Below are 26,887 nucleotides of genomic sequence, written 5' to 3'. Positions count from 1 at the left end.
GCTCCGGGTGGCGAAGCCCCCGGCCTGGGGCGAAGCCCCGGATGTCACGGGGAGGAATCGGGGATGACCAGCACTGCGACGGCCCCGGGGCCGTCGGCGCCCGCGCCGGGGCCCCCACCGCCGTCGCCACCGGACGGCCGCGACCGCGCCGGGGGCCGCAGCGGCCTGCTGGGACTCCTCGACCTGCCGGGTCAGGCGGTCCGCGCGATCGTCAAGTCGGCCGCGACCACGCCCGGCCGGCTCACCGTGATCGCCGTCGGGCTGGTGCTGCTGTCCCTGGTCGCCGGGCTGGTCGCGACGCTCTCGGTGCAGAACCGCGACGACACGATCACCGGCGTCATCGACCACCGCGAACCGCTGGCCGCCGCGTCGCAGCAGGTCTACCGCTCGCTCTCGGACGCCGACGCGACCGCGGCGAGCGCGTTCCTCTCCATCGGCACCGAGCCGCCCGAGCTGCGCCAGCGCTACGAGCGGGACATCGCCGAGGCCGGCGCCGCGCTCGCGAAGGCGGCTTCGGACGCCGCCGACGTCGCCGACGCGGCCGGTCCCGTCGACACCCTCAACCAGTCGCTGCCGGTCTACACCGGGCTCGTCGAGACCGCGCGGGCGAACAACCGCCTCGGCTACCCGGTCGGCGCGAGCTACCTGCGCGAGGCGTCCGAGCTGATGCGGGCGAAGGTGCTGCCCGCCGCGCAGGACCTCTACCGCGTCGACACCGAGCGGCTGATCGACGAGCAGGACAGCGCCACCGGCTTCCCGTGGCTCGCCACGATCCTGATCCTCGCGCTGCTCGCCGCGCTCGTCGTCACCCAGGTCCACCTGACCCGGCGCACCAACCGGCTGCTCAACGTCGGGCTGGTCGTCGCGACGGTCGCCGTCGTGGTTTCGCTGCTGTGGGGCGCGGTCGCCCTGCTGTTCCAGGGCAGCCTGGTCGGCAGCGGCCAGGACGACGGCTCGCACCGCGTCGACGTGCTGGTCCGCGCGCGGATCGCCGCGCTGCAGGCCCGCGCCGACGAAACGCTGACGCTGGTCGCCCGCGGCGACGGCGCGGCGTACGAGAAGGACTTCGGCGCCAACGCGGCCCAGCTGGTCGGCCCGGACGGGCAGGGCGGCCTCCTCGGCGAGGCCCGCGGCCTGATCCAGGACGGCGAAGGCGCCGCGAAGGTCGCCGACGCGACGAAGGCCGCGAACGACTGGCTGAAGGCGCACAAGCAGGTCCGCACCCAGGACGACGCCGGGCAGTACCAGGACGCGGTCGACACCGCGGTGGTCGAGGACAAGCAGGACGGCTCGGCGCCGGCGTTCCGGCGGCTCGACGACAGCCTCCAGGCGGCGATCGACGTCGGCAGGCAGGAGTTCCTGGACGACACCCACAACGGCGACCGCGCGCTGACGCTCCTCGCGCCCGGCCTGGCCGTGCTGGCGATCGTCGCCGCGGCGGGTGTCACCATGGGCATCCGGGAGCGACTGAGGGAGTACCGGTGAGCAGGCGGGGGAACACGGTCCGGGCGGGCGTGCTGGCGCTCGTCGCGCTGCTCGCGGCGTCGTGCGGCAGCCCCGGGAAACCGGTCGACCCGGCCCCGGTCGGCAACGCGGCCTGGCCGCAGCCCGCGCACGTCGGCGGCCCGGACGCGACCGCCGGCGGCGGCGCCGACACCAGCTGCAACCCGCTGGCCAGTCTCTCGCCGAACGGCTCGGTCGCCGATGGCTCGACCATGGCGAAGATCAAGGAACGCGGCAAGCTGATCGCCGGCGTCGACCAGACGACGTACCTGTTCGGCTTCCGGAACCCGACCTCGGGCAACCTCGAGGGCTTCGACATCGACATGGTCAACGCGATCGCGAAGGCCCTGTTCGGCTCCGCCGAGGGCCACGTCCAGTTCCGCGCGATCCCGTCTTCGCAGCGCGAGGACGTCCTGAAGCAGCACCAGGTCGACATCGTCGTCCGGACCTACAGCATCACGTGCGCGCGCAAGAAGGACGTGCAGTTCTCGTCGGTGTACTACCAGGCGGGGCAGCGGATCCTGGTCACCAAGGAGTCGAAGGTGACCAAGCTCGCCGACCTCGGCGGCAAGCGCGTGTGCGCGACGAAGAAGTCGACGTCGCTGGCCAAGATCGCGACGGACCCGGCGAAGCCGGTGCCGGTCTCGGTGGACAACTGGTCCGACTGCCTGGTCATGCTCCAGCAGGGCCAGGTGGACGCGGTGTCGACCGACGACACGATCCTCGCCGGGATGGCCGCGCAGGACCCGACGCTGCAGGTCGTCGGCGACCAGTTCACGCAGGAGAACTACGGCATCGGCATCCCGAAGGACAACGAGGACATGGTGCGGTACGTCAACTCCGTGCTCGACCAGATCCGCGGCTCCGGCGTCTGGCAGGACAGCTACCACCACTGGGTGGAGCCGTCGCTGGGCGCGGCCACGCCACCGTCGCCGCAGTACCAGTGAGCGCGCCGGAACTAGGATCGGTCCCCGCACACCGGGGATCTGGGAGGTAGCAGTGTCGGAGGAGCCGCGCCGTCCTCGGCACGCCGCGCCGGACGGGGAGCCGCAGCCGGCCACGCCGAGCTGGCAGCCGCCGCCACCGGTGCGGTGGGAGACCCCGGAGCCGTCGATCTCCGGCCGTCTCGACGACGCCGAACCCGCCGGCAGGCAGGGTGGTCCCGGGAAGCCCGGTGGCGAGGAGACCGTCATCCACGCGCCCGTGCGCCGTCCGCCGACGCCGCCGCGCGGGCAGCCGTCGGCCGTGCGCGGGACGATCCCGGGCGCCGAAGACCCGACCCGCCCGCCGGGCAGCATCACCCCGGTCGTGCCGCCGGTCCAGCCGACGCAGGCCGCGCAGCCGCCGACGCAGGCCATCCGGCCGGACGCGAACGCGCCGCAGCCGACGAGCGTGCTCGCCGCGCCGGCGCCGGAGACCCAGAGCATCATGCCGCCGGCGCCGCGGCCCGACTCCGGCCCGGGGACGCCGCTGCCCGACCCGGGCACCGAGAGCGTCCTGCCCGAGCGCACCAGCGAAGGCCGCCACACCGGGACCGGCACGGGCACCGGCAGCGGCTCGGACTCCCGGTCCGGCTCCGGGGCGTTCCCCGGCACGTCGCGGCGGACGTCGTCAAGGACTTCGCGGTCGCGTCGCGGGCGGCTCGGTGCCGGCCTGGTCGAGGTCCCGCCGGTCCCCGCGCGCGACCCCGCGTCCGCGGTGCTGACGAACCCGGTGGTCTCGGAGGAAAAGCGGTTCTGCGGGAACTGCGCCGCGAAGGTCGGCCGCGGCAAGGACGGGAAACCCGGTGCCGCCGAAGGAAAGTGCGACAACTGCGGCGCGCCGTTCTCGTTCGTCCCGAAGCTGCAGCCGAACGAGCTGGTCGGCGGCCAGTACGAGGTGCTCGGCGCGCTCGCCTACGGCGGCCTGGGCTGGATCTACCTGGCGCAGGACCACAACGTGTCCGACCGCTGGGTCGTCCTCAAAGGACTGATCGACACCGGTGACCAGACGGCGATGGCGGCCGCGGCCAACGAACAGCGGTTCCTGGCCGAGGTCGAGCACCCCAACATCGTCAAGATCCACAACTTCGTGCAGCACCCGGACCGCCAGAGCGGCACGACCGTCGGCTACATCGTCATGGAGTACGTCGGTGGCCAGTCGCTGCGGCAGCTCGCGCTCGCGCACCACCGCGAAAGCCGTCGCCCCGAGCCGCTGCCGATCGGCCAGGTCATCGCGTACGGGCTGGAGATCCTGCCCGCGCTCGGCTACCTGCACAGCCAGAACCTGCTCTACTGCGACCTCAAGCCGGACAACGTGATCCAGACGAACGAGCAGCTGAAGCTGATCGACCTGGGTGCGGTCCGGCGGATGGACGACTACGAGAGCCCGCTGTTCTTCACCACCGGCTACAGCGCGCCGGAACTGGCGAAGCAGGGCGCGTCGGTGGCGTCGGACCTGTTCACCGTCGGGCGCACGCTCGCCGTGCTGAGCTTCGAGTTCACCGGCTACACCACCAAGTTCAAGACGAGCCTGCCCGGCCCGGACGCGGTCCCGCTGTTCGCGCTGTTCGGTTCGTACTACCGGTTCCTGCGGCGCGCGACGCACGCCGACCCGGACCGGCGGTTCCTCTCCGCCGAGGAGATGGGCGACCAGCTCACCGGCGTGCTGCGCGAGATCATGGCGCTGGGCACCGGCAAGCCGCGGCCCGGCGCGTCGACGGTGTTCGGCCCGGAGAGCCGCACCTTCGGCGTGCAGCTCGTGGTGCCGGAGACCGGCCGGAGCGTGCCGCTGCCCGGCGCGGACGAGGTCGTCGCCGGCCTGCCGATCCCGCAGGTGGACACGGACGACCCGGCGGCCGGCGTGCTCGCGACGACGACCGCGCTCGACCCGCGTGGCGCCATCGAGGCCCTGGCCGGCGCGCCGCGCGAGTCGATCGAGGTGCGGCTGCGGATCGTGCGCGCCCGCATCGAGCTGGGCGAGCTGGCCGAGGCGCAGCGGCAGCTGCAGGCGGCGCAGTACCTGGCGATCAAGAACGGCTTCCCGCACGACTGGCGGATCGACTGGTACCGCGGCCTGATCGAGCTGGCCGGCGGCCGCTCGCGGGTCGCGCAGGTCGCGTTCGAATCCGTGTACGACGACCTGCCCGGCGAGATCGCGCCGAAGCTCGCGCTGGGCATCAGCGCCGAGGGCGTCGGCGACTACTTCGCCGCGGCACGGTTCTACGAGCTGGTCTGGCGGACGGACCGGACCTACGTCAGCGCCGCGTTCGGCCTCGCGCGGGTGTACCTCGCGCAGGGCGCGCGCAACAGCGCCGTGGAGGTGCTCGAGACGGTCCCGCCGTCCTCGACCCACTACGTCGACGCGCAGGTCGCCGCGATCAAGATCAAGACGACGGCGACCAAGGCGAACGGCCGCGAGACGCCGGTGACCGAGCACGACCTGCTCGACGCGTCGGCGCGCCTCGAGCGGCTCCGGCTGGACGTCGAACGTCAGACACGGCTGTCCGCCGGCGTGCTCGAAGCCGCGCACGAGTGGCTCAAGCAGGGCAAACCCACCCCGGGCGCGCGCGTGCTGGGGTGCGCGCTGGAGGAGCGTGAGCTGCGGTTCGGGCTGGAACGGTGCTACCGCGCCCTGGCGCGGCTGGCCGGGACGGTCGAGCAGCGCGTCGAGCTGGTCGACCGGGCCAACGCCGTCCGCCCCCGCACGCTCACCTGACGAGCGGCGTCAGGGGTTGATCTCCCAGTCGCCGCGCTGCCGCTGGTTCTTCTCGTGCTGGGCAGCCAGCTTCTCCAGCGCCTGCGGGTCGCCGTGCGTGCTGAAGTGGTCGAAGCCCACCACGATGAACAGCGCGCGGGCGCTGACCGCGATCGGGCCGTCCTCGGCGTCGAGGCGGCCGTCGGCGCTGACGTAGATCTTGCGGCCCGCGATGCCGTCCAGGCGGGCCTGGATGAACAACGTCGAGCCGACCGGGACCGGGCGCCGGAAGTCCGTCTCGAGCTTGCCCGTCACCGCCGGGCGGCGCATCAGGTTGCCGACCGTCGAGCCGAGGGCCTCGTCGAACGCGCAGGCCAGCAGGCCGCCGTGGGCGAGCCCGGGCGCGCCCTGGTGGGCCGCGGTCACGGTGAACCGCGAGTGGATCACCTGGCCCTCGCCGACCGTCGAGCGCAGGTGCAGGCCGGCCTCGAGCTCGTCGCCGCACCCGAAGCACTCGCCGAAGTGCACGCCGAGCTCAGTGCCCGGCTCCGGCGCCTTCGGGTGCGGGACCGCCGGCTCCACCGGCACCGGCGGCCAGGGTTGAGAAACACGACTCATGCGCTGACGTTAACTCGCCGGTAGCCGCCCGCCGCGCGCGACCCGCGGCGTATGCAGGCAACGTACACCTCTCAGTAGCCGGAAAGTTCCCCACCGTAGAAGATTTCCGGCTCAGACTGCCGACCGCTGCCCACCGGGCAAGACTGGGTTGATGAGCTCGAACGGCCCAATGGGCACTGCACGGAGGAGGTCGTCGCCGGCATGAGCGAACCAGCAGGAAAGACGAGCGCACCGAAGGCCGACGAAAGAACCGTCAAGCGGGCCGTCTGGGCCTCGGCCATGGGCAACGCCACCGAGTGGTACGACTACGGAGTCTTCACCTCCGGTGCCATCGCGGTCAGCATCGGCTCGGAGTTCTTCCCCGGCGAAGGCAACGCCGTGCTGAAGTCGCTGGCGCTGCTCGCGGTCGGCTTCATCGTGCGGCCGTTCGGCGGCGCGTTCTTCGGCCCCCTCGGCGACAAGATCGGGCGCAAGCGGGTCCTCGCCATCACGATCCTGCTGATGTCCGGGTGCACCTTCCTGGTCGGTGTCCTGCCGACGTACTCCGGCAGCTACAGCATGGGCATCGCGGCGCCGATCGCGATCCTGCTGCTCCGGATCATCCAGGGCTTCTCGACCGGTGGGGAGTACGGCGGTGCGGCGACGTTCATCGCCGAGTACTCGCCGACGAAACGCCGGGGCTTCTTCGGCAGCTTCCTGGAGCTCGGCACGCTGGCCGGTTACGTGCTCGGCAACCTCGTGGTGCTTTCGGTGACGCTGTCCATGTCGGCCGAGCAGGTCGACGCCTGGGGCTGGCGGATCCCGTTCTTCGTCGCGCTGCCGCTCGGCATGGTCGGGCTGTACCTGCGGAACAAGCTCGAGGACACCCCGGAGTTCCGCCGGATGGAGGCCGCCGGCCAGGCGCCGCAGAAGTCGCCGCTCAAGGAGATCTTCGCCCGCAACTGGCGGATGATCCTCAACCTGATCGGCATCGTGCTGCTGCTGAACATCGCGGACTACCTGCTGCTGACCACGATGCCGACGTACTTCACCGACACCCTCGGCATCAACGACAACACGTCCACGCTGATCATCATCGGTGTCGAGATCATCCAGATGGCGGTCATCATCCCGCTCGGCGCGCTGTCGGACCGGATCGGCCGGAAACCCCTGCTGCTCACCGCGGCCATCGGGTTCGTGGTGCTGAGCTGGCCCAGCCTCAAGCTCATGCAGTCCGGCAGCGTCCTGTGGCTGTTCGTCGGCTTCCTGATCGTGGCGCTGCTGCTGGTCCTCATGCTGGCCGTGATCGGCTCGACGTTCCCGGCGATGTTCCCGACCCGCGTGCGCTACGGCTCGTTCGCGATCGGCTACAACGTCTCGACGTCGATCTTCGGAGGTACGTGCGGCGTCGTCGTGACCGCGCTCGTCAAGGGCACCGGCAACGAAGACTGGCCGGCGTACTACCTGATCATCGCGGCGCTGATCGCGATCGTCCCGATCATCAAGATCCCGGAGACCTCGCAGGTCCCGATCGAGCAGATCGACACCGAGGACACCGGCGGCAAGTCCCTGACCGGAGCGTCCGCTCAGCGTTGAGCGGCCGCCCCCGAAATAACGTGTGCCCCGTCCGGATCACCGGGCGGGGCACACGTGCGCTGCGGGTCAGCTGGCGTTGCTCCGAGGAGCGAAGCGCTTGCGGGACCAAGCGGCCAGCGCTCCAGCGACCACGACAGCGATTCCGGTTTCGACGATCAATGCGGCGAGCACCATGTGCTTCCTCCTCGGTTTCTCGGGCCGGCGACCGAGCGTCCGGCTGAGCAGTTCCTCCGGTGTCCGATCGGAACACCACAGGGCATATCGCCACGACCCGCCCGGGTATTTCGTCCGAAACCCACTTCGGCGCGGTGATCTACACCACGTCGCTGACCTGCGGAAACGTCGCTAGCGCGTGGTGGTGGCCGAGGGTGCGACCGGGATCTTGCTCGTCCGCGGAGCCGAGGGCGGCGCGGTGGTGGTCGGCGTCGGCCGTCCGGTCGCCCGGCTCGCGGACGGCATCTCCGGGACCGGCTGCTGGGTGCGCCCCGGCGTGCGGGTCGGCTCGGCCGCCGGCGGCGCGACGGACGTCGCCGGCACGTCCTCCGGGGTCGACGGCGCGGGGGAGGCCGTGCCGATCGTGGACAACCCGGGCCCGGCGGGCTGCACCGGCTCCGGCGGGCCCGCGCGGTGAGCGGCCAGGAAGCCCGCCACCGCGAGGATCACCGCCGTCGCGGCCGAGGTGCCGGCGACGGCGAATCGCTTGCGTCGTCGCCGGACCCGGCCGCCGCGCTCGATCACGTCGGTGGCTTCGAGGCGCATCGGCGGCTGCGGGCCGCCGGCCGCGCCGGTCAGGATCGCGCGGACGTCGTCTTCGGGGTCCATGTTCGTCACCTCCCCTCCGTGGTCGCGCTGAAGGTCAGCGCGCCGTAGTGCGGGCCGAGCCGGTTGCGCAACGTCGCCAGGCCCCGCGAGGCCTGGCTCTTGACCGTGCCGGTGCTGCAGCCGAGCGCCTGCGCCGTCTCCTCGACGCTCAGGTCCTCGAAGTACCGCAGCACCAGCACGGCCCGCTGCTTGGGGGCCAGGACGGCCAGGGCCTGCCGGACCAGCATGTCCTGCTCGCGCCCGGCCTCCGCCGGGAGTTCCGGCGGCGTGTCGGTGAGGCGCTCCCGTTTCCACCTGCTGCGCCGGTGCTCGGCGAGGAACGTGCGCAGCACGACCTTGCGGGCGTAGGCGTCCAAGGCGTCGTGGCGCGACAGCCTCGGCCAGGCGAGGTACAGCTTGAGCAGCGCGGCCTGCGTGAGGTCCTCGGCCTGGTGCCAGTCACCGCAGAGCAGGAAGGCCGTGGACCGCAGGCTGTGCGCGCGCTCGCCGAAGTACCGGGCGAACTCGCCGTCCCACGGCGAGCCCGGCCCGGTCGACGGACGGGAGCGGGAGATCACCGGGCTACCGGGTCACCCCGACGGCCGGCAGGTGCAGGTCACCGGTCGGCCCGGCGGGCACGGCGACGGGAACGCGCGGCGTCCGGGAGGGTGCCTTGGTCGTCGCACGCGGCGCGGGCACGGCCGCCGGCGCCTGGGCGGGCCGGCTCGTGGTCGGGATCGCGGACGGCGGCTCGGTCGGGGTCGGCCGCGCCGTGGTCGGGGCCGGCGGCTGCGCCTCCGAAGCCAGCGCGATGCCCCCGGTCAGGGCACCACCGGCGAGCACGAGAGCGCCGAGGGAAAGGGCGATACGGATACGCAAGACAGCTCCTCTTCTCGCGGGCGCGGCCGTGGATCGCCGCGCCTCTGCCCTTAGTCATGCGCCCGGTGATCACCGGGGTTGCACCGGATTTCCGGCGAAACGCGAACGGCCGGGAAGCCCGCGTGGACTTCCCGGCCGCCCGGTCTTCCTCGGTGGTCTCAGCCGGCGAGCGCCGACAGCTTCTGCCAGCTCGCCCAGTCGTACGTCCAGTCGCTGTAGTCGCCATCCTTGGCGCTCAGCGTCTGCGTGCTGCCGGTGATCTCGACGGGGTCGCCCGTGAGCACGCCGTCGTAGTACTCCTTGGCCCGCGCGGGCGAGAGGTTCAGGCAGCCGTGCGAGATGTTCTTCTTGCCCTGTGCCCAGACCGACGCCGCGAGGCCGTGGATGAACTCGCCGTTGTTGGAGATCCGGACCGCCCACGGCACCACGACGTTTTCGTAGTGGTACTTCGGGTTGCTCATCGCGTACGTGGCCTGCTTGCCCATCACGACGTGCGTGCCGCTGTGCGTGACGCGGCCCGGGTCGGAGTCGAGGCCGTAGCTCACCGGGTAGTCGGCGATCTGCTGGCCGTCGCGGATCACCTGCATCGTGTGCTGCTGGGTGTTGCCCTTGACGATCTGCGAACGGCCGATGGTGAAGCTGGCCGACACGTCCTGCTTGCCGTACGTGCCGTCACCGATCTTGACGCCGTAGATCTTGGCGTTGACCTTCACCGTGGTGCCCGGCTTGTAGTACTCCTTGGGCCGCCAGTGCACCGACGTGTCGCCGTCCGTCCAGCCCCACGAGCCTTCGGTCTTCGGCGTGGTCTCGACCGACAGCGCCTTTTCGACGGCCGCCTTGTCGGTGACCCGGCTCGGGAAGCTCAGCGCGATCGGCATCGCGATGCCGTACGTCTGGCCGTCGCCCACGTTCAGGCTGGCCGACATCTGGCGCCGCGGCTTCACCGTGGTGAACGCGCCCCCGATGGCCACGTTCTTGCCGTCCGCGCCCTGCGCCTGGCCCGCCCAGGTGTAGGTCTTGCCGTAGCCGAGCTGTTCGGTGGTGCTCCAGCTCTTCTTGTCCGCCGACGTCTGCCCCTGGACCTGCTTGCCGTCCGGGTTCGTCAGCGTCACCGAGACGATCGTGCCGTCGGCGACCTGGACGCCGACCGGTTCGCCGGGTGCCACGTCCTGCGCGCCGCCGGCCGGCGTGACCGTCAGCTTCGCGGGCTGCGCGCTCGGCGCGGGCGCGGAAGTCGGGCCCCCGCCCGAAGTCCCGCTCGCCGACACGGTCGGCTCGCTGCTGCACGCCCCCAGCGTGAGCACGGCGACCAAGCCCAGTGCCACAGCCGCGCCCCGGCGCCGCGTGGAAGTCCTCACCGTCACACCCATTCCCCTTTGCCCCTTTGGTGCTTCCCCTCATCGAGACGTCCCGTGGACCGGCGACGTTGAGCAGAAGTCGCGTGACGAAGGTCACAATGGTCGCCGGAAGTCTTCACCGAGGGGGTACGAACGACTCCGAGCCGTGTCCGGTGATCACGGTGTCGCTGTGCTGCGCAAGACTATCCGGTGGGTCCGGCAGATCGTGGCCGGGAGCCCTACGACGTTCCGGTGACCTTGGCCCGGACAGGCGGTTTTCGCCTCGATCACGGGGTTCAACTTTGGCCAGATCCCGGTAGTCTGCTCTCAGGCCGTCGTTTTGCGTGTTAGTGGCTTCACACTCGCGGAACTTCTGACGCGAGCCATGGAGCCGACACGCTCTTGACTCGACTCGTTGGAACCGCCCGGGACGGTCGGGGTGCCGCTTCGGTGGCATTCGAAGCGGATCTGTGTAACGAGGAGTACAGCGGTGGCGCAAGGCACTGTGAAGTGGTTCAACGCGGAGAAGGGCTTCGGCTTCATCGCGCAGGACGGCGGCGAAGGCGACGTGTTCGTGCACTACTCGGAGATCGAGGGCCGCGGCTTCCGCACCCTCGAGGAGAACCAGCGGGTGGAGTTCGAGGTCGGCCAGGGTCAGAAGGGGCCGCAGGCCCAGAAGGTCCGCGCGATCTGACAACAGGCCCTCTGCGTGTCTTAAGGCCTGAGCGAAGGGCCCCCGGCGATGTCATCGCCGGGGGCCCTTTCTCGTGGGGTTTGGAGGTTACCGTCGCCCGACGGCCGGCGCGTCGAAGGCGTCGGCGGGGAAGTGGAACTCGTCGGTGAGGTCGTGCAGGTCGCCGGCGTGCTGGCGCTGGTCCTGCAGCGAGGAGGCCTGGCCTTCCCAGTTGAGCCGCTCGAGGATCCACTCCTGAGCGAGCGCCTGGGGCGAGATGTCCCGCTCGGCGGCGATGTCCTTCAGCTGCTGGTTGGCGATGAGGCTCATCCGGAGCTGGATGACCTGGGCCTCGCCGAACCGCTTGCCGGTCCCGGTGCTCTCGTTGTCGGCATCGGGCGCCAGGGCGGCGAGGTAGGAGGTGAGTTCCTTGTCCTCGACAACACCATCGTCCGCAGGCTTCGCGGCACCACGATGGCGTCCGGAGGACGCGGCTTTGAGGTTCGTCCGGCTGCTCAAGCGGCCAAGGGAGGGAAGAGGCACGCAGGCCACGATAACGGTTAGGTCTCGCCCCGCAAACCACTGTGAGCCACGACACGCTGAGAACCCGCCCCATTCAGCCCAACCCCCACCCAAACGGCCCAACACCCAATAAACACACCGCAACAGGCCGTTAACGCAACGAATCGATCACGACAAGCCCACCCAGGATCAGCTGAGGTCGGAGGTGGCGATGGGCGAAGGTGAGCGAGTCGCGACGGCCACGCACGAAAGGCGACGCGCGAAGAACAGCGGCGAGGCACGGCCGGGGGTGCGGGACGACGGGCGGCGGCGAGCCGGGAGCGGTGCCGCCAGCAGCAGGCGGCACAACACGATGCCGAACGAACACGACCAACCAGACAGACGCCGCAAGGGCGCCCAGCGCCCGAAGCGAAAAGCCAACCGGGCTGGAAGCCGCACCAGCCGCACCGTGGGGGTCCGGGGGCTCGGCCCCCGGGCAATACGCCGGAATGAACGGGGGAAAGCGAAGCGCCCCCGGAAATGGAGGACCCCCGCGCCAGGGGGAGGAACGCGGGGGTCGGAGGGGATCTCCACAGGCGCTGACCGGGGGTGTGTCAGCACTTCGATTGTTGCACGAGTTTCGCCCTTGGGCGAGTGGAGCGCGGGAAATTTCCGCGTGCGGTGTCACTTCCGCGCCGGGTGACGTTCGTTCGGGTGGTGTGCTTCTTCGGTGTTGCCGATTGCGCTGCGTTGAGCGGAGCGTGGCCTCAGGTTCACTCTCCGGGGGGCTGTGTGTGGCGGCCGGCGCTGGTTAGCCTCGCGGCCAAGCTGTTGTGAGCCGTATGGAGGGGCTATGAGCGGGTCTGTTGAAGTGCGGCAGTTCCTCCTTCGGTACGAAGGTGCCGATGGGGGGAGTGCTCAGTTCGCCGGGGGGTTGCCGGCGCAGCGGAGTGGGGCCGCGGATGCGCAGCGGGTGTCGGACGATCAGGTCCGGCGGGCCCGGCTGGCGGTGGCGAATGGTGCGCTGGGGGTCGAGGACTGTGTTCAGCTGCTGGAGATGCTGGGCCTGAACCTGGACGACGACGGGCAGGCGCCGGTCCAGCGTTGAGGGTGTTCCGGGTGGGCTCGGCGGGTGTCGCCGAGCCTGTCCCGTGGGGTTCGTGCGGGGTGTTTCCGTTTCCGGGCAATGATTCGCGAGGTCTCGGGGGTTTCTTGACGCCAGTTTCGTAACAGTGTTACGTTTGCCGTGGCGAAAGGGGCGGCCATGATGATGATCGAAGGCGCGGCGAGCCGGATCCAGTCCGTGGTGCAGGTGCTGGGCGGGAAGTTCATGACGTCGCCGGAGCCGGCGGCGGTCGAGGCCGAGGCCGGCTTGCCGCCGCGCTCCCTTTACGTGCGGGGGCGTTCGGCGGTGCTCGGGGACGTCCCGCCGAAGGTCGCCGCGGAGCTGTTCGGGATCTTCCCGCACTGGCTCTTCGAGTACGTCCTGCCGCCGGCGGCCGCGGTCTTGGACGCGCCCGCCGCCGTCCGTGCCTACTCGGAGTCATCGGCCCGGCGGTCGCGCGTCAACCTTTCGGCCGTATCGGAGCCCGGCCGTCTGGCGGAGCTGCTGTTCCGCGCCATCGACGCCGCCGACGCCGGCGGGCTGGAAGAACGCGCCGCGCCCCACGGCGGACGTCGAACGGGTCGGCTTCGCGCTGACGGTCTTCCGCGAGCTGCGCGGCGGCCTGCACTTCGCGGCGCTGCGAGCCGTGGGACTGTCGGTCCCGGAGGCCGTGATCGCCGACCCCGAGGGCGGCCGCGCCCGGCTGCTGCGCACGGCGTGACCGGTGGCACCGCGCGGAGGCCCTGACCGACGAGCGGATCGACGAGCTGCTGACCGCCTCGCTGACGCCGGCGGAGCGGACCGAGCTCGAACGCCGCCTGGCCCACCTGTTTGCGCAGGTCCCGGCCTCGGCCAGGGGTTAAGGAGCCCCCGGTGCAAAGCGGTGGCGGCGTGCCCTATGCTTGTAATCGCTCCCGGGGGGACCTGAGAGCGCGGTCGGTCGGTCACCCGAAACCGGCCGGGCTCCCATCGTCCAGCGGCCTAGGACTCCGCCCTTTCAAGGCGGCAACGCGGGTTCGAATCCCGTTGGGAGTACGCAGTACAGTAGTCGGCAACACAGCAGTACACGCAAGGCCCTGTGGCGCAGTTGGTTAGCGCGTCGCCCTGTCACGGCGAAGGTCGCGGGTTCGAGTCCCGTCAGGGTCGCAAGATCGTTCGGCTCCTCGCCGGCGTTCCCGGCCAGGTAGCTCAGTTGGTACGAGCGTCCGCCTGAAAAGCGGAAGGTCGCCGGTTCGACCCCGGCCCTGGCCACCGTTCTGATCAGCCAAAACAGCCCCCACCGAACCCGGCGGGGGCTGTTTCGCGTGCGTTCCGTCTCAGTCTCCGTCTCAATCGCCCCTCTTGCGCCCCTTCCGTCGCTTGCCCTTGGCCTTGTGGTCGGGCTTCCACAGGAACTCGTTCAGCTGGTCCGCGATGTCCCGACGAAGCCCGCCGGTCATGTGCTGGTACCGCTTCGCCATGGTGCTGTTCGACCAGCCCATGAACTCCATCACGGCCCGCTCCGGCACCCCGAGCACGAGCAGCACAGTGGCCGCGGTGTGCCGCGCGTCGTGCAACCGGGCTTCCCGCACGCCGGCCTCTTCGAGCAGCGCTTTCCACTCGTCCAGGTCGCGGCGCGGGTCGAGCGGCTTCCCGTTCGGCTGGGTGAACATCCACTCGCCCCCGTGCCACTCGGACCCGGCGTGCTCCCGCTCCTTGGCCTGCTGTTCCTCGTGCGTCATCAGCAGGTCGTAGAGCCGGTCCGGCAGCACGATGCCCCGGCGGCCGGCCGACGACTTCACGTCGACTTCGACCAGCCCGCCACCGTGCCGCTGTGGGCACCACCGGGCGTGGCTCACGCAGTCCGGCGGACACGGCGGCGGGCACGGCTTGCGGTGGTGCCGTTTGCAGTCTTCGGGGCACGGCGCCGCCTTGTGGTACTTCGCTCCGCACTTGTGCGGGTTGTCGCACCCGTGCTGCCACGTTTGGCGTTGCAACTGCTTGGCGATCCGCAGCGCCCGGTTTTCCCGGTCGAGCCGTGACCACTTCAATCCGATCGTTTCTCCCTGCCGTGTGCCGAGCGCGAGCGCGAGCACGAACCGGGCGCCGTTGCGCCGCGAGAGCGCCGTCACCAGAAGCCGGCCGATCTCGTTCGACTCGAACGGCTCGATCTCCTTATCCTCGACGCGCGGCGGCTTCGCCACCTCCACCGGATTGCGGGTGATGTGTCCGCGGCGGAGTGCTTCGCCGAACGCGGTTCGCGCGGTCCGGTGGACCTGGTGCGCCGTCGCCGACTTAAGTCCGGATTTGAGCATCTTGGCGTACAGCTTCTCGAAATGCTCCGGCTCGATCTTGTCGACGCGGTGCGCCCCGAGGTTCGGAATCAGGTGCCTGTTCACCGCGGTCCGGTATGCGTTTCCGGCCTTGTACCGGACCGACGGGAGCGCGATGTTGTCGAGCCAGTGAGTCAGCCACTTCTCGACCGTCCACGAGCGGCCGGCCTTCTTGACCTTGCCGGAGTCGCGCTGCTTTTCCAGTGCGCGGACGGCTTCGATGACCTCTGCTTCGGTTTTGCGTTCGACGTGACGCCGGTCCGGCTTGCCGTCATCACGGATTCCCATGGTGACGCGGCCGTGCCATTTCCCGTCCTTGCCGAGGTAAATCGAGCTTGCGCCGTTCGGTGCGCGCGTGCCCTCGGGGCGCTTCTTGCGTGGCATGGGTTTCCTCTCAGGCGGCCGCAGTTGCAGCGGTGGTGAGCGATTCGACGTACGCGGTGAGCGCCGCCGCAGGAACACGCCGGAGGTGACCAATTCGCACGGTCAAGATCTCTCCGGTCTTGATCAAGGCATACATGGTGGTCCGACCGATGCTGAGCTGTTCCGCGGCGGCTTCGACAGTCAGGAGAGTGCGCGGAATGTCCGAAGTGGTGGTGTCCATTGCGTGCTCCAGGGGACGTTGCGTGTGCGGGGGCAGCGCTCGAACATGGGTGACTCCTTTGGCGGGTGTCACAGGTGCTGTCACACCTGTTTCTGCTGGTCAGGGTGGGTTGAGTGACGGAGTGACAGGTGTGACACCGGTGGGGTGGTCGCTGGTGTCACACCTGTCGGGGACGTGACAATGTGCAGGTCAGGCCGCTACGCGAGGCCGCGGCGCTTCTGCTCGGCTCGAATCTCGTCGTACGTGCGCGACGGGATGAGGGGGTCGCGCAGTGCGGCGGCGAGATCGTCTGGGCTGGCGTTGGCGACGCCGGCTGCTTGTACGCGGTCCTTGGCGCTGGTGTCGCGGGGGCGCTCGATGCGGATGAGGTGCTGGGGCTCGCCGGAGTAGTTGACCGCGGTGTCGTGGTCCTCCTGCCTGAGGGCTTTGCGGTTGTCTTCCGGCAGGAGGTGGACGTTCGGGTCGTTGCGTGCCATGTCGATCAGCACACGGGTCACCTCGTCTTGGTCGACGTCCCCGAGGGCCTTGCGAACGTCCACGATCCCGGCCCCTGACTGTGCTTCCGGGTCCGTGACCAGCCTGGCGACGGCGTCGCGGATACGGTCCTCGATCGACCCGGCCGGCGTGCTGGGCTTCGGTTCTTCGGGCGTGGGCATGGGCTTCTCCGGTGCGGTCGGTTCGGGCGTGGTGGGCAGCTGGCCGGCGAAGGTGCCGGCGACGTTGGGCGGGGGCGGCGGGGTGCCGGTGACGGCGGTGTACTTCGCTTCGGCGGCGGCGATCCGGTCCGGGTCGCCGGTGATGCGGGCGGCTTCGAGGTTGTTGCGGGCGCGGCAGCGGGCCTGCCGGGCGCGGGCGCCGGCGGCGCCGCAGCTGCGTCCGCTGCACCGGCGGCCACCTTCGGCGGCTGAGCGGCACATCCGGGTCTCCTCTCGGTGCGGTGAGCAGGGGTTTGTCACGTCCCCACCCGGTGGGCGGGGCTGGGCTGGGTGGTGACGGCCGGGGTGTGACAGGTCCGCGGGGTGTCACACCCCCTGTCACACCTGTTTGCGCTGGTCAGGTGTCGTTGGGGGACAGCGGTGACAGGTGTGACCGACCGGTGGTGTCCCCCAGGTCCCTGGTCCCCGGGGCGCTGTAGGTTCCGCCGGGTGTCTTGTGCAGCTGTCCCGCGTCGGCCATGCGCGAGCAGGTCTTACGGACGTTGTCCGGGGCGATGCCGAGCGCTTCGGCGATCCGTGCGGGCTTGAGCGGCCCGTGCTCTCGCAGCAGGCGCAGGATCTCGGCGCGGGTGTCGGCGACCAGGTGATCGGCCGCGGGGCCGTCCAGCTTGGTCCAGGCACCGGCGTGCGGGTCGAAGGACATGGCGTAGTCGGCCTCTTCGACGTCGCGGCCGGTCACGTGCAGCACTCCGTCCGCCTGCCCCCGCCCGCGCTCGAGCACGAGCGTGGCGTCCACCGCGCCGGTGAGGCCGTTGGTGCCGGAGACGAGGTTCTGCCAGTCCTCCGCGCCTTGCTTGCGGACGTGGTGAATGAGCAGGAACGGGACGCTGTAGTGGTCGGCCAGCTGCTTGAAGCGGCCGGCCGCGGCGTAGTCGCCGGCGTAGGCGGACATGCCCGACGCGTCGGTGCCGCGCATCTTCTCGTAGGTGTCGATGATGACCAGCCGGGCGTGCGGGTTCTCCTCCAGCCACTCCACGAGCACGGCGTCTCCGCCGTTGGTCATGGTGGGGCAGGCGGTTTCGAGGGTGAGCAGCGGCGCGGCCCTCCCGCCGGCGGCGAGCATCTGCCGCCGCCGGCGCTGCAACCGCCGGCCCGTGTCCTCCAGCGCGCAGTAGAAGACCGGGCCGCGTTCCACCTCGATCGAGCCCAACACCTGGTCGCCGTTGGCGATGTCGGCCCCGAGCCCGAGCGAGAGCCACGACTTGCCCAGCTTCGGCGCACCGGCCAGCAGGTTCAGCCCTTCCGCCAGCAGACCGGGAACGGCCCACTTCGGCGGCGGGAACTCCTCTCGCATCAGCTCCGCGTCCGTCCAGCGGGTGCGGCGGGCGGGCGGTGTCGGCACGGCGGCCAGCGGCCGGGGCGTGGTCATGGTTCGGACCTCCAGGGACGTGACAACGTGCAGGTCAGGCGATCCGGCGGGGACGCTTCGCGCCGGCGCGAAGGCCGGAGGTGATCGTGCGTTCGGCTTCGCGGGCGGTGAACTGGCGTGTGCCGATGTGGCGGCCGGCCGCGGTCGTCAGGGCCGCGCGCACCTCGTCTTCGGTGAGCGCGTCGCCTTCGACCAGCTGCCCAAGCGCGACCGCGGCGGCGTAGAGGGTGGCGTTACGGCTGGTCTTGGCGTCGGCGACCTTTCCGGCCTCCGCCCGGACCGCGGCGTCCAGATAGCGCGAGCGCCGACTACCGGCCGGCCGGATCGGCACCACCGGCGCGGCCGGCAGCGGTGCCGGGGTGAGCCGGTCGACCATCCAGCCGGGCAGCTCCGCCACCTCGCCGTCCCACAGGAACGCGTACCGGCCGGCGTCGGTGACCGTGCCGGGGCCGACGACGTAGCCGCCCCACGCGCGGGTGTCGACCCTCCACCCGAGCCCCTGCCCCCGCTCGCCGCTGGTGTTGCGCAGCACCACCCCGGCCGGGACGCGGTAGTACAGGTGCAGCCCACCCGAGGGCGTCCGGACCGTGAGCGTGTCGCCGGGAAGCTCTTCGCCAGCCTCGTCGGCGAGCACGGCGAGCACGTCTTCCCCGCACCGTGCGCCGGCCGCGGCCCACCGCTCCGGCACCTCTTCGCCGGGCTTGGCAGTGTCCAGGTCGAGCACGCAGAGCCCGGACGGGCCGGTGGCCACGCCGATGCCGTAGGGGGCGTGGGTCCACGCGGCGCGGATCTTGTCCGGGTCGGTGGTGGCGCGCTGCTCCCAGGTGCGGTGTCCGCCGGCGCACCGACCGGTGCCGGGGCAGTCAGGTTCGCCGTGGCCGGCGGGGCGCTTGTCCCGCGGGCGGAGCGGGAAGACGTGCCAGCCGCGCCGGGCCGCGTCGAGTGCGGCGCCCACTGTGGTCGTGTTCATCGTGGTCACTTGCCCTTCTTGGCTCGGTGGATCGCTTCGCAGAGGGGGCACTTCGGGTTGGTGAACCAGGGCGACTCGGACTCGCCGGGTTCCATCACCAGGCCGCAGAGGGTGGTGACTCGGCCGGACCACCACGACTTGGTGCCGCGGTGCACGAGCGGTTTGCTGGCCATGGCTGCGCCTTTCGCCGGTGACTGTGTGTGCCTGTTTTTGGGTAGGGTCGGCCGGCGCGAGGTCCGGGGAGGGACCCGCGTCAGGGGATGTTCAGGTGGGGTTTCGGGCCGTGATCAGGGAGTTTGCCGAGGTAGCTCCCTCGCCTCCCTGGTCAGCGTCGTTGCTGGTCAGGTGAGGGAGGTGGGCCAGGGGAGGCGGCGAGGGAGAACTCCCTCGGTTTTGCTGCCTCCCTCAGTCAGTCCCTTCGTTCTCGTCGCCGTCGAACTCGTCGGTTTCGTCACGCTCCGCGATAGCGTCGCGGACGCGGGCGGCGGAGACCTGCATGTGCCCGCCGGTCTTGTACGGCTTGGCCGATTCCGGCAGCGCGTCGGCGAGGTCGGCGAAGGTCCACTCTTCGTACGTGCCACGGTCGCGTTCGATCAGGCCCTGCAACACCTTCTGCGTCCGCATCCGCGCTTCGGTGCCGAGCACGCCGGCGATGTTCGCGAGGTGATCGACCGGCCCGGCCGGGGCCGGCGCGTCCGGACCGGCCGGCAGCGCCGCCTGCTCGCGCAGCACCATCGCGCGCTTGGTCACCTTGTGCGCGTCATTGGGCGAGACGTAGAACGAGCGGAGCAGGCCGGGCTGTGCGGTGAAGCCGCGGGCCATGCAGGTGCCGACGTCGCCGGGACCCTCGTCCGTCTTCGGCGTAAGCCCCACCGCGGAGATCCCGGCCTTGTAGGACCCGGTGCCCAGCACGGCGTCATTGGCCATCTGGTCACCGATGGCAAAGCACGCCTTATTGCTGGCCACCGACGTGATCTTGCGCGGGAGAGCGTCCTTGGACGGCTCCGGCGTGAGGAAGATCAGCGTGATCGCGTACTTGCGCGCGGTGCTCATCAGCTTGGACGCGACCTCGATCGCCTTCTTACCGTCCTTGCCCATAAACAGGTTCTGGCACTCGTCGATCACCACGACGCGCGGGCGGAGACGTCCGTCCTTTTCGGCCAGTGCCCGGGTCACCGACCGGTCGCTGGCGTGCGCCTGAAGTGCCTTGCCCCGCACGGAAAGGTCGTCGTACAGCTCGTAGAGCAGGTTCAGGCACGCCTCCACCGTGTCGTCACCGGCACCGGTGGTCAGCGACCGCAGCCGCGGCCGCATCGGGTCGTAGTCGGTGTTCTCCGCCATCACCACGACGTCGATGTCCACCAACGGGTCCAGCATCGCACCCAACACCAGGTTGATCGCCATCGTGGACTTGCCCGAGCCCATCATGCCGCCGAACGCGTAGTTCGCCTCGAACAGCCGGCCGCGCACCACGTCACCCTTGAGCGTCACGGCCACCGGAACGCCGGTGAAGTAGTCGACGGTCGCCGTGTCCAGGTCGGCCAGCAGCGGCCACGGGTCCACCGGCCCAGACAGGGCACCGGGCTTGGCCACCCACAGGTCCAACACGGACGGTTGCGGCTCGGTCGGCCACACCTCCCGCGGGTAGCGGACCAGGTTGTGCGCCAGCGTGGTCTTGCGCTTGACGATCTCCTCCACCGGGCACGCCGGCGGCAGCGCCACCTGCGCGCGCCACCCCTTGCCGTCCTTGTGCGGCGGTGTGATGAACTTGATCCGCCACCCGTCCTTCACCGCGCGGTTGAACCCCGGGACGTTCAGGTTCTTCAACGCGTTCAGGATCGTGTTCTCGTCGGGCAACTCGTCCATCGTGTCGCCCTCGACCGGCTTCGCCAGCCACGCCGGCATGTCCCCGTGGGTGCGGCCCTGCTGGTACAGGTAACCGACACCCACCACGGTGCCGGCGACCAGCAGCAGCACCCCGTAGGTGGTCAGGAACCACACCACGAACGCGACCGCGTCGAACACGCCCGTGATGGGCGCCAGGATCTCGCCGATCTCGCCGTCGTTGATCGCCAGGATGATGCCCAGGACCAGCAGAAACCCTGTCACACCAACGGAACCGATGACCGCGGCCTTGATCCACTGGCCGGGAGCCTTGAGCCAGTCCATCGTGCGGTCGTGGCGACGCTGCTTCTCCGCGACGTCGCGGGCCTCCCATTCCAGCAGTTTCTCGTGGTCGCCGGCCGCTTCCGCGGCGCGCATCATCCGCTCGTAGCGGTTGGCGCCGTGCGTGTCGCGCCACCGGGTCACCACCACCTTGACCCCGGCGGCGGGGTAGGCGACGCCGTGACGGAACGCGGTCTTGGTGCGCTCGTGCTTGACCACGTTGCGGGCGGTGCGGGCCACGGTCACCACGTCGTTGCCGTAGCCGCGGTAGCGGGCGATCGCCCGCGCCTTCTGCGAGGTCAGCCGCTGGTATTCCTCGTCGGTGACGATCTCGCCTTCGATCACCTCGCCCTGCTCCTGCGTGACCGGGAGGTGGTGGACGGTGGCCAGCTCGCCGGCGGCCGGGGTCTGCTCGGTGTTGTCGCTCATCAGGTCCTCCGGGCTCACTTGCGGTTGGGGTTGGCGTGCTCGTCGCGCAGCTGACGGGCGTACTTCGGTGCGCAGTGCAGCGTCTTGCGGATCGACTCCGCCGACTTCGGGTTGATCGCCACGTCCGGGTTGTCGATCGCGGCGGCGAACGCGGCGCGCAGGTCCTCGATCGAGCGCGTCTTCGGTGCCCGCGGCGGGCGCGGCTTGCGGGTCGATTTCGGCTGGTCCGCGGGCGGATCGAGGGTCAACACCGGGGCGTCGACGATCGGGCCGTCATCGTGGCGCGGTGCGTGGTCCTGTTCGGCGAAGAACGCGGCGATCTCGTCGTCGAGCACGTCCGCGGCGTGCCGGTCCGGGTCGACCACGGCGGCGAGGCGGCGGCCGTCGAGGGTGTAGCGGCCCGGGGTGAACACCAGCCGCGCCCGGCCCTCAGCGTCGATTTCGGCGACCGCTGTGCGGACCGCGGCGGCGCGGACCTTGGCGACCTTGCGCAGCGTCTTGCGCTCGATCCGGGCGGCGGCCCGCTCCGCCGGCGACCGCGGCGGCGACGCGACGGCGAGCTGGTGCGCGATGACCCCGGCGATCGAGACGATGCCCATCACCACCGCGGCGTCCCAGCCGCGGCCCAGGCCGTGCACGACGTTCAGGCCGAACCCGACGCCGGCGAACACCCACACCCCCAGCTGCAACGCCCACACCGGCCGGTCAGGGTGGCGGTGCCGGGTGACCTCCACCGCGAGCGCGAAGGCCCACATGCCCAGCTCCGAGAGGGCCGGCAGTGCCGCGCCTGTCACGTCCCCGTAGACGCCCACGCCGTAGCCGGCCATCGCGGGCACGGCCATGCCCGCGGACACCAGCGCGAGCAGGTAGATCGGCAGCCGGACCCGGTTCGCCGACAGCCACCCGGCCACGCGGGCCAGGGTGGCGGCGCGGCGCGCCTGGCGGGCTTTCCGCTGCGCGTCGGCGAGCTTGGCCGCGGCGGCGGTGTCGGTGCGGACCTGCTCTGCCTGGGCGGCCTGCTCGCGCAGCTTCCGATCGGTCGCGGCGGCCGCGTCCTGCCGGCGCTGCTCTGCATCGGCCGCGCGGTTGGCGCGGCGCTCTTCGGCCCACGTGCTCATCGGGTGACCTCCCGGCTCTCGTGGCTGGTCGTCTCGTCCTCGGTGGCGGCCGGGGTCGCCGACAGCTGCTTGCGGTCGGTGCCGGCGCGCAGCCGGGCCTGCTCGCGGTGGTCGCGGACCTCGTGCACCGCCCACCCGGCCGCCACGACCGCGGACACCAGGGCGAACCACGGGGTGAACACCAGGGCCAGGGCCAGCGGCCCGAGCACGCCGGCCAGCTCACCGAAGTGCCACACCGCCCACTCGATCGCCACCTGCAACCGGGTCCGCTGCTCACGGGTCACGTTCATCGGGGCACCTCCTGCCCGGTTGGGAAACCTGCGGGGAAGAACTGGTTGACCGGCCGCCGCGGCGGCCGCGACGCCTGCACCGCGGCGGCCCGGTCAAGCCGGACCAGCACGCCGGAGAGGACCTGTTCGGCGATGACCAGCGGGATGCGCAGCAGGTGCAGGACCAGGAACAGGCACACCGTGCCGGCGAACCGCATCAGCGCGAGGGTTCCGTGGCGCTGCAACACTTCGAACGTGTTCATGCCGGCGACTCCCATCCGCAGTCCTCGCAGAACGCCTCCGGCGGGTCGTCCGGCGCCGGTCCGCTCTCGACCCGAACCGACAGTTCCTTGCACTCCGGGCAGGGGTAGAGGGTCATCGGGCAGTCGTCGACGCTCTCGTGGAAGTCGGTGCAGTCGTCGCAGTAGAAGCCGTTCGGGTTGAAGCCGTCTTCGTAGGTCATCGGTTCCCCTCCTTGCGGGCGGCTTCGCGGCGGGCCTTCTCGATGGCTTCCTGCTGGCGCTGCAGCTCCGCGTGCCACGCGCCGGAGTCGTTGCTGCTCACGCGGCCACCCCCGTGCGGTCGGCCTGCTCGCCCTCGAAGCAGGTCCAGCACTGCCGCGTGCTGGTCGGCACGCAGTAGTCCTGCACCTCGGTGCAGTCGACGCAGGTGCGGCGGGCCTCCATCGCGTGGTCCAGTTGTCCCGGCACCGGCGGCCGCTTGACGGCGGCCAGCTCCACCGAGAACAGCTCCGCCACGGTCTCCCGGGCGTAGGGGCGGTGGTGGCGGAACACCAGCAACGCCAACGGGTCCTGCCCGTTGGGCCGCAACCCGACCTCCCGCAGCTGCGAGCGGGTGAACAGCGTCGAGGGCGCCTCGCCCCACCCGAACACCGGCAGCCCGTCCCGCTCGCCGCGGCACAGGCACACGTGGTGCGTGCGGCCGTCGAACACCGTGGTCACCGCCTGCCGGCGGTTGCGCGGGTTCACCGGACACCGCCGGCGATGCCGTCGAGCTCGGCGAGAGCGAGCAGCCGCAGCTGCGCGGAGACGTCGAGGTAAGCGCGGGCGCGGTCCCGCTTGGCCGCGGCCGGCACCGCGTCGTTGGCCAGCAGGAACGCGGCGTTGGACATCAGCGACATGCCGAGCTCGTGCAGGCGGCCGGAGATCTCGCGGGAGATCAGGCGGTTCAGCTCGGCAGGGGTGTAGGTGTAGGAGACCTCGCGGGCCGCGGTGGTGGTGTCTACCATCTGGTGTTCCTCCGTGCGGTTTCGTGACTGGGCGGTGGAACCCGGCGCGGTTGGCGCGTTCTTGGCGGAGTGGGCCGCCGCGTCGGGGCTGAAGATCAGGCGGGTGGTCATCACGCGGCCTCGTCGCCGAGCAGCAGCGACAGCGCCGCGGCGCTCTTGCCCTGGCCCTGCATGCCGGCGATCAGGAAGTTCGACCGCAGCACCTCGCGGCCGGCGCGGCGACGCGCCCGGCTCACCCGGCGCTGGTCGTTGAAGTCGTGCCGGAACGCGCGCTCCGCGGCGGACTCGTCCGCGGCCAGCTCGCCGTAGACGTCCTGCAACAGCGCGTCGATGCCGGCCTCGGTCAGCCCGTCCGGGTAGACCGCCTCGCCGGCGAACTCGTCGGCGGCCGACACGGTGGCGTCGATGCGGCGGCGGTAGACGTTGGTGTCCATTGCGTAGTCCTCTCGAAGAAACGTTCTGGTCAGTGGCGGTGTCAGAGCGAGCTGAAGAACGTGGTCAGGCTGTGCACGACGTGGCGGACGTGTCCGGCCGCCTCCAGCGGCGAGGACACGACGAACACCAGCACCACGACGACCGCAACCAGGCCGAACAGCCTCCGACCGAACCCCGAACCGGTCTTCAGGACCGGGAACCCCTGCTGCTTCCGTGCCATGTCGTCCTCCTCGTGTGGCGGTGAGCCTTCCGGCCTGCCCGGAGTGACCCGGACCACCAAGAAGCTAACAGTTGAATGGTAAGCAGGTCAACTGTTAGGCGTGAGATTGGTCAAAAGTAGGCCATGACCTGCGGGAACATCGCGGCCATCTGATAGGTTCTGGTATGGTGACCGTTCAGTTGAACCGATGGGCGAGAGCCCGGCGAGGAGTTCGCATGTCGCGCCCGAGGTCTCCAGTAGCCAGGTCTGAGCCGCTCGCGCAGCAGATCGCCCGGAACGTTGAGAACGACATCGAGGCCGGCCGCCTCCGGCACGGGCAGCGCCTGCCGTCTTCTCGTGAGCTGGCTCGCGAGTGGGACGTGAGCGTCTTCACGATCAACGAAGCCATGGACTTGCTGGCCAAGAAGGGGTTGGTGGTGAGCAAGCCGAGGGCGGCCCGCACTGTGAATGCCCCAGGTCAGGAGGCGTCTAGCGACGTTCGGCCCGTAGTGCCGCAGGTGGTCATGATCGGTGGCTACGCAGGCAGCGGGAAGACGGAGTTGGGGCGCATCCTGGCGCGCGAGACGGGGTGGCCCATGCTCGACAAGGACACCCTGACGCGGTTTGTGGTCGAGGCGGCCCTTGAAATGCAAGGGCTATCGCGAAACGACCGGGAATCGAAAACGTACCTGACGAAGATCAGGCCAGCTGAGTATGACTCGCTGCTTGAAGCTATGGCGGAGAACCTGCAATGCGGGAACAATGCCATCGTCACTGCTCCGTTTATTCGCGAATTTGCGGACGAAAATTGGATTCGGCAGCGTGAGTTGCTGTGTCGTAATCTTGGTGCCCAATTGACGATCGTGTGGGTCTATTGCGATGCGGACACGATGCACACGTACGTGCGACATCGCAACGCGCCACGTGACGCCACGAAGCTTTCCGATTGGGAAGCGTACATGAAAGGCGTCAATGTCGAGTTTCGTCCGCCAGTTCCGCATGTTGTTATTGACAATTCTGTCTCCGGTGGAGTCATGGCGGCGCAGGCGCGTCAGCTTATCGACCAGCTCACATTGAGCGGCAAAGGGAAGTAATGACTTCTGAGGTGAAGATTCTCGTAAGTGATGAGACGGACGACCTTGTCGGTCGTAGCGTTCTTGGTGGTCTTCCGAGTGTTGAGATTGTTTCCTACAACCCGAACGTTGCGGAATTGACGCCGGTCCAGTCGGATGCTGCTGTTCTGCTGCCTCCGTACCGCGGCAGTCATCGCCCAATTCGGCTACTCTCGCAACTTGGGTCTCTTCGGATGGTTCAACTCCTGTCGGCGGGAGCCGACGAATGGTCCGGAGACGTGCCCGGTGAGGTAACGCTTTCGACTGCGCGGGGTGCGCACGCTGGTCCTGTTTCCGAATGGGTATTGTCGGCCGTGCTTACGCAGTTTCGTCAATGGCCTGCACTTGTTCGATTTCAGGACAAAGGAGTGTGGGCGCACCGCCAATATGAGGCGGACACTTTGGCAGGCAAGAAGGCGCTCATTGTCGGCGCTGGAGCAATCGGTGGCGAAGTCGCGCACCGCCTCAAGGTGTTCGGAATGGACTCGACACTCGTGGCCTCGCGTGCCCGAGACGACGTCTTTGGGGCGGACGCGTTGCCGGAAATCGTCTCGGGACATGCCATTGTGGTGATCACGGCACCGTTGACGGAGGCAACTCGGGGCCTGGTTGGCCCGCGGTTCCTGAAACTGATGGACGATAACGCCCTCCTGGTCAACGCTGGTCGTGGCCAGATCGTCGACACGGACGCGTTGCTTGCCGAGCTCGCGTCGGGGCGCTTGCGTGCTGCGCTCGATGTGACCGACCCGGAACCCCTGCCGAGCGATCATCCACTGTGGGCGCAGCGGGGCGCTGTGATCAGTCCTCACTCCGCCCGGACCGTTCCTGGAACTAACCGGCTTTGCTACGAGGTGGCGGCGCAGCAGATCGCCGCGTTTCTGAGGGGCGAGCAGCCATCCAACGCCGTGCAGCACGGCTGAACCGCCGCACGGCCTCGTCGGTCCATCCTCAAGTCAGCGGCTTCCAGCGGGGAGCTGAGCCGGCGCAACCAGCCAGGGCGCGCGCTCTGAGAGCGCCGTACGCGGCTGAACCGGACAAGCCTGGTGTGGCTGGTACCCGCGAAACCGCCCAGGCGCTCTGAGGGCCGGGTTTTCGGAGGCGAGTTGACTCCGAGGTGTGGTCCGGCGGTCTGGGGGAGTGACACCTGGGAGGTGTCGAGACTGTCACACCTGTCACTCTGTCACTTCACCCCCTCTGACCTGCGGGTTTAGGTGTGACAGCTGAGTGACACCTTTGGTGACAGCGTTTTTCCCACTCTACTACTATGTCTCT

At 70.0% G+C, this 26,887-nt stretch carries 29 protein-coding genes, 3 tRNA genes and 1 pseudogene; 12 read left to right on the top strand and 21 right to left on the bottom strand.

Annotated elements, in window-relative coordinates; genetic code table 11:
- Positions 1-63: 63 nt before the first annotated feature.
- From ACYVLJ_RS07625 to ACYVLJ_RS07615, 3 genes are read left to right on the top strand one after another with little or no spacing between them, the layout of a single operon-like run.
- A complete protein-coding gene (locus ACYVLJ_RS07625; protein WP_460438168.1) occupies positions 64-1,485 on the top strand; it encodes a type 2 periplasmic-binding domain-containing protein in 1,422 nt (473 codons plus the stop codon).
- Positions 1,482-2,450, top strand: a complete 969-nt coding sequence (locus ACYVLJ_RS07620) for a glutamate ABC transporter substrate-binding protein (RefSeq protein ID WP_451971801.1) — start codon at positions 1,482-1,484, stop codon at positions 2,448-2,450. Before ACYVLJ_RS07625 ends, ACYVLJ_RS07620 begins: the two co-directional genes overlap by 4 nt.
- A gap of 52 nt (positions 2,451-2,502) precedes the next feature.
- Positions 2,503-5,199, top strand: a complete 2,697-nt coding sequence (locus ACYVLJ_RS07615; protein ID WP_460438167.1) for a serine/threonine-protein kinase — start codon at positions 2,503-2,505, stop codon at positions 5,197-5,199.
- A gap of 9 nt (positions 5,200-5,208) precedes the next feature.
- On the opposite strand, the gene ACYVLJ_RS07610 is transcribed toward ACYVLJ_RS07615, so the two are convergent.
- Entirely contained in the window at positions 5,209-5,796 is a 588-nt protein-coding gene (locus tag ACYVLJ_RS07610) for a PaaI family thioesterase (protein ID WP_451971806.1), read from the bottom strand.
- Positions 5,797-5,997: 201 nt separating this feature from the next.
- On the opposite strand from ACYVLJ_RS07610, the gene ACYVLJ_RS07605 reads away from it, so the two are divergent.
- Positions 5,998-7,371 (top strand): MFS transporter, encoded by a 1,374-nt coding sequence (locus ACYVLJ_RS07605; protein ID WP_451971809.1) that lies wholly within the window; start codon positions 5,998-6,000, stop codon positions 7,369-7,371.
- 345 nt (positions 7,372-7,716) lie between these two features.
- Here ACYVLJ_RS07605 and ACYVLJ_RS07600 read toward each other — a convergent pair whose 3' ends face one another.
- From ACYVLJ_RS07600 to ACYVLJ_RS07585, 4 genes are all read right to left on the bottom strand, one after another.
- The gene (locus ACYVLJ_RS07600; protein WP_460438166.1) at positions 7,717-8,193 is read right to left on the bottom strand and encodes a hypothetical protein; all 477 of its coding nucleotides are present in this window, start codon (positions 8,191-8,193) and stop codon (positions 7,717-7,719) included.
- 5 nt (positions 8,194-8,198) lie between these two features.
- Entirely contained in the window at positions 8,199-8,750 is a 552-nt protein-coding gene (locus tag ACYVLJ_RS07595; RefSeq protein WP_460438165.1) for a SigE family RNA polymerase sigma factor, read from the bottom strand.
- A gap of 4 nt (positions 8,751-8,754) precedes the next feature.
- The gene (locus tag ACYVLJ_RS07590; protein WP_460438164.1) at positions 8,755-9,051 is read right to left on the bottom strand and encodes a hypothetical protein; all 297 of its coding nucleotides are present in this window, start codon (positions 9,049-9,051) and stop codon (positions 8,755-8,757) included.
- Between the two features lie 158 nt (positions 9,052-9,209).
- Positions 9,210-10,421 carry a L,D-transpeptidase gene (locus ACYVLJ_RS07585; RefSeq protein ID WP_451971821.1) on the bottom strand — a complete coding sequence of 404 codons (1,212 nt, stop codon included), beginning with the start codon at positions 10,419-10,421 and terminating at the stop codon, positions 9,210-9,212.
- A 457-nt stretch (positions 10,422-10,878) separates the two neighbouring features.
- Here ACYVLJ_RS07585 and ACYVLJ_RS07580 point away from each other — a divergent pair, with 457 nt between their 5' ends.
- Positions 10,879-11,082, top strand: coding sequence for a cold-shock protein (locus ACYVLJ_RS07580; RefSeq protein ID WP_003097368.1), 204 nt, complete (start codon positions 10,879-10,881; stop codon positions 11,080-11,082).
- An 87-nt stretch (positions 11,083-11,169) separates the two neighbouring features.
- Here ACYVLJ_RS07580 and ACYVLJ_RS07575 read toward each other — a convergent pair whose 3' ends face one another.
- On the bottom strand, positions 11,170-11,604 hold the full coding sequence (locus ACYVLJ_RS07575) for a hypothetical protein (RefSeq protein ID WP_257922115.1): 435 nt from the start codon (positions 11,602-11,604) through the stop codon (positions 11,170-11,172).
- A gap of 811 nt (positions 11,605-12,415) precedes the next feature.
- Here ACYVLJ_RS07575 and ACYVLJ_RS07570 point away from each other — a divergent pair.
- From ACYVLJ_RS07570 to ACYVLJ_RS07550, 5 genes and pseudogenes are all read left to right on the top strand, one after another.
- Positions 12,416-12,670, top strand: a complete 255-nt coding sequence (locus ACYVLJ_RS07570; protein WP_451971827.1) for a hypothetical protein — start codon at positions 12,416-12,418, stop codon at positions 12,668-12,670.
- Positions 12,671-12,826: 156 nt separating this feature from the next.
- Positions 12,827-13,530 (top strand): annotated as a pseudogene (locus ACYVLJ_RS07565) (SCO6745 family protein).
- 99 nt (positions 13,531-13,629) lie between these two features.
- Positions 13,630-13,702: transfer RNA gene (locus ACYVLJ_RS07560), tRNA-Glu, on the top strand.
- 37 nt (positions 13,703-13,739) lie between these two features.
- Positions 13,740-13,813 (top strand) — tRNA-Asp (locus ACYVLJ_RS07555).
- A gap of 31 nt (positions 13,814-13,844) precedes the next feature.
- A tRNA-Phe gene (locus ACYVLJ_RS07550) sits at positions 13,845-13,918 on the top strand.
- Positions 13,919-13,995: 77 nt separating this feature from the next.
- Here the strand turns inward: ACYVLJ_RS07550 and ACYVLJ_RS07545 are convergent.
- The 15 genes from ACYVLJ_RS07545 to ACYVLJ_RS07475 form a co-directional block, all read right to left on the bottom strand.
- Positions 13,996-15,363 (bottom strand): tyrosine-type recombinase/integrase, encoded by a 1,368-nt coding sequence (locus ACYVLJ_RS07545; protein WP_460438617.1) that lies wholly within the window; start codon positions 15,361-15,363, stop codon positions 13,996-13,998.
- Positions 15,364-15,373: 10 nt separating this feature from the next.
- The gene (locus ACYVLJ_RS07540; protein WP_460438163.1) at positions 15,374-15,583 is read right to left on the bottom strand and encodes a helix-turn-helix domain-containing protein; all 210 of its coding nucleotides are present in this window, start codon (positions 15,581-15,583) and stop codon (positions 15,374-15,376) included.
- A 197-nt stretch (positions 15,584-15,780) separates the two neighbouring features.
- Positions 15,781-16,500 (bottom strand): hypothetical protein, encoded by a 720-nt coding sequence (locus ACYVLJ_RS07535; protein ID WP_460438162.1) that lies wholly within the window; start codon positions 16,498-16,500, stop codon positions 15,781-15,783.
- Positions 16,501-16,636: 136 nt separating this feature from the next.
- Positions 16,637-17,668, bottom strand: a complete 1,032-nt coding sequence (locus ACYVLJ_RS07530) for an AAA family ATPase (RefSeq protein ID WP_460438161.1) — start codon at positions 17,666-17,668, stop codon at positions 16,637-16,639.
- Between the two features lie 34 nt (positions 17,669-17,702).
- Positions 17,703-18,638 carry a bifunctional DNA primase/polymerase gene (locus ACYVLJ_RS07525; RefSeq protein WP_460438616.1) on the bottom strand — a complete coding sequence of 312 codons (936 nt, stop codon included), beginning with the start codon at positions 18,636-18,638 and terminating at the stop codon, positions 17,703-17,705.
- Positions 18,639-18,643: 5 nt separating this feature from the next.
- Positions 18,644-18,811 carry a hypothetical protein gene (locus tag ACYVLJ_RS07520; RefSeq protein ID WP_460438160.1) on the bottom strand — a complete coding sequence of 56 codons (168 nt, stop codon included), beginning with the start codon at positions 18,809-18,811 and terminating at the stop codon, positions 18,644-18,646.
- Between the two features lie 232 nt (positions 18,812-19,043).
- Complete coding sequence (locus tag ACYVLJ_RS07515; RefSeq protein ID WP_460438159.1) at positions 19,044-21,233, bottom strand: ATP-binding protein; 2,190 nt, start codon at positions 21,231-21,233, stop codon at positions 19,044-19,046.
- 14 nt (positions 21,234-21,247) lie between these two features.
- Positions 21,248-22,351 (bottom strand): hypothetical protein, encoded by a 1,104-nt coding sequence (locus tag ACYVLJ_RS07510; protein WP_460438158.1) that lies wholly within the window; start codon positions 22,349-22,351, stop codon positions 21,248-21,250.
- Entirely contained in the window at positions 22,348-22,641 is a 294-nt protein-coding gene (locus tag ACYVLJ_RS07505) for a hypothetical protein (protein WP_460438157.1), read from the bottom strand. The genes ACYVLJ_RS07510 and ACYVLJ_RS07505 overlap by 4 nt, the downstream gene beginning before the upstream one ends.
- Positions 22,638-22,883 carry a hypothetical protein gene (locus ACYVLJ_RS07500; protein ID WP_372671295.1) on the bottom strand — a complete coding sequence of 82 codons (246 nt, stop codon included), beginning with the start codon at positions 22,881-22,883 and terminating at the stop codon, positions 22,638-22,640. Before ACYVLJ_RS07500 ends, ACYVLJ_RS07505 begins: the two co-directional genes overlap by 4 nt.
- Positions 22,880-23,083, bottom strand: coding sequence for a hypothetical protein (locus tag ACYVLJ_RS07495; protein WP_460438156.1), 204 nt, complete (start codon positions 23,081-23,083; stop codon positions 22,880-22,882). Before ACYVLJ_RS07495 ends, ACYVLJ_RS07500 begins: the two co-directional genes overlap by 4 nt.
- Positions 23,084-23,180: 97 nt before the next feature.
- Positions 23,181-23,609, bottom strand: a complete 429-nt coding sequence (locus ACYVLJ_RS07490) for an RRQRL motif-containing zinc-binding protein (protein WP_460438155.1) — start codon at positions 23,607-23,609, stop codon at positions 23,181-23,183.
- Entirely contained in the window at positions 23,606-23,869 is a 264-nt protein-coding gene (locus ACYVLJ_RS07485) for a hypothetical protein (RefSeq protein ID WP_460438154.1), read from the bottom strand. The genes ACYVLJ_RS07490 and ACYVLJ_RS07485 overlap by 4 nt, the downstream gene beginning before the upstream one ends.
- 110 nt (positions 23,870-23,979) lie before the next feature.
- Entirely contained in the window at positions 23,980-24,303 is a 324-nt protein-coding gene (locus tag ACYVLJ_RS07480) for a hypothetical protein (protein ID WP_460438153.1), read from the bottom strand.
- Between the two features lie 41 nt (positions 24,304-24,344).
- Positions 24,345-24,524, bottom strand: a complete 180-nt coding sequence (locus ACYVLJ_RS07475; protein WP_460438152.1) for a hypothetical protein — start codon at positions 24,522-24,524, stop codon at positions 24,345-24,347.
- 215 nt (positions 24,525-24,739) lie between these two features.
- On the opposite strand from ACYVLJ_RS07475, the gene ACYVLJ_RS07470 reads away from it, so the two are divergent.
- Together ACYVLJ_RS07470 and ACYVLJ_RS07465 are read left to right on the top strand one after the other, a co-directional pair.
- Positions 24,740-25,597: a P-loop nucleotide/nucleoside kinase family protein gene (locus tag ACYVLJ_RS07470; protein WP_460438151.1), complete on the top strand. Its 858-nt coding sequence runs from the start codon at positions 24,740-24,742 to the stop codon at positions 25,595-25,597.
- Positions 25,597-26,535, top strand: coding sequence for a Rossmann-fold NAD(P)-binding domain-containing protein (locus ACYVLJ_RS07465; RefSeq protein ID WP_460438150.1), 939 nt, complete (start codon positions 25,597-25,599; stop codon positions 26,533-26,535). Before ACYVLJ_RS07470 ends, ACYVLJ_RS07465 begins: the two co-directional genes overlap by 1 nt.
- Positions 26,536-26,887 lie beyond the last annotated feature (352 nt).

This window comes from Amycolatopsis stemonae (assembly GCF_054781455.1).
This window is presented reverse-complemented; position numbering and strand designations above follow the sequence as displayed.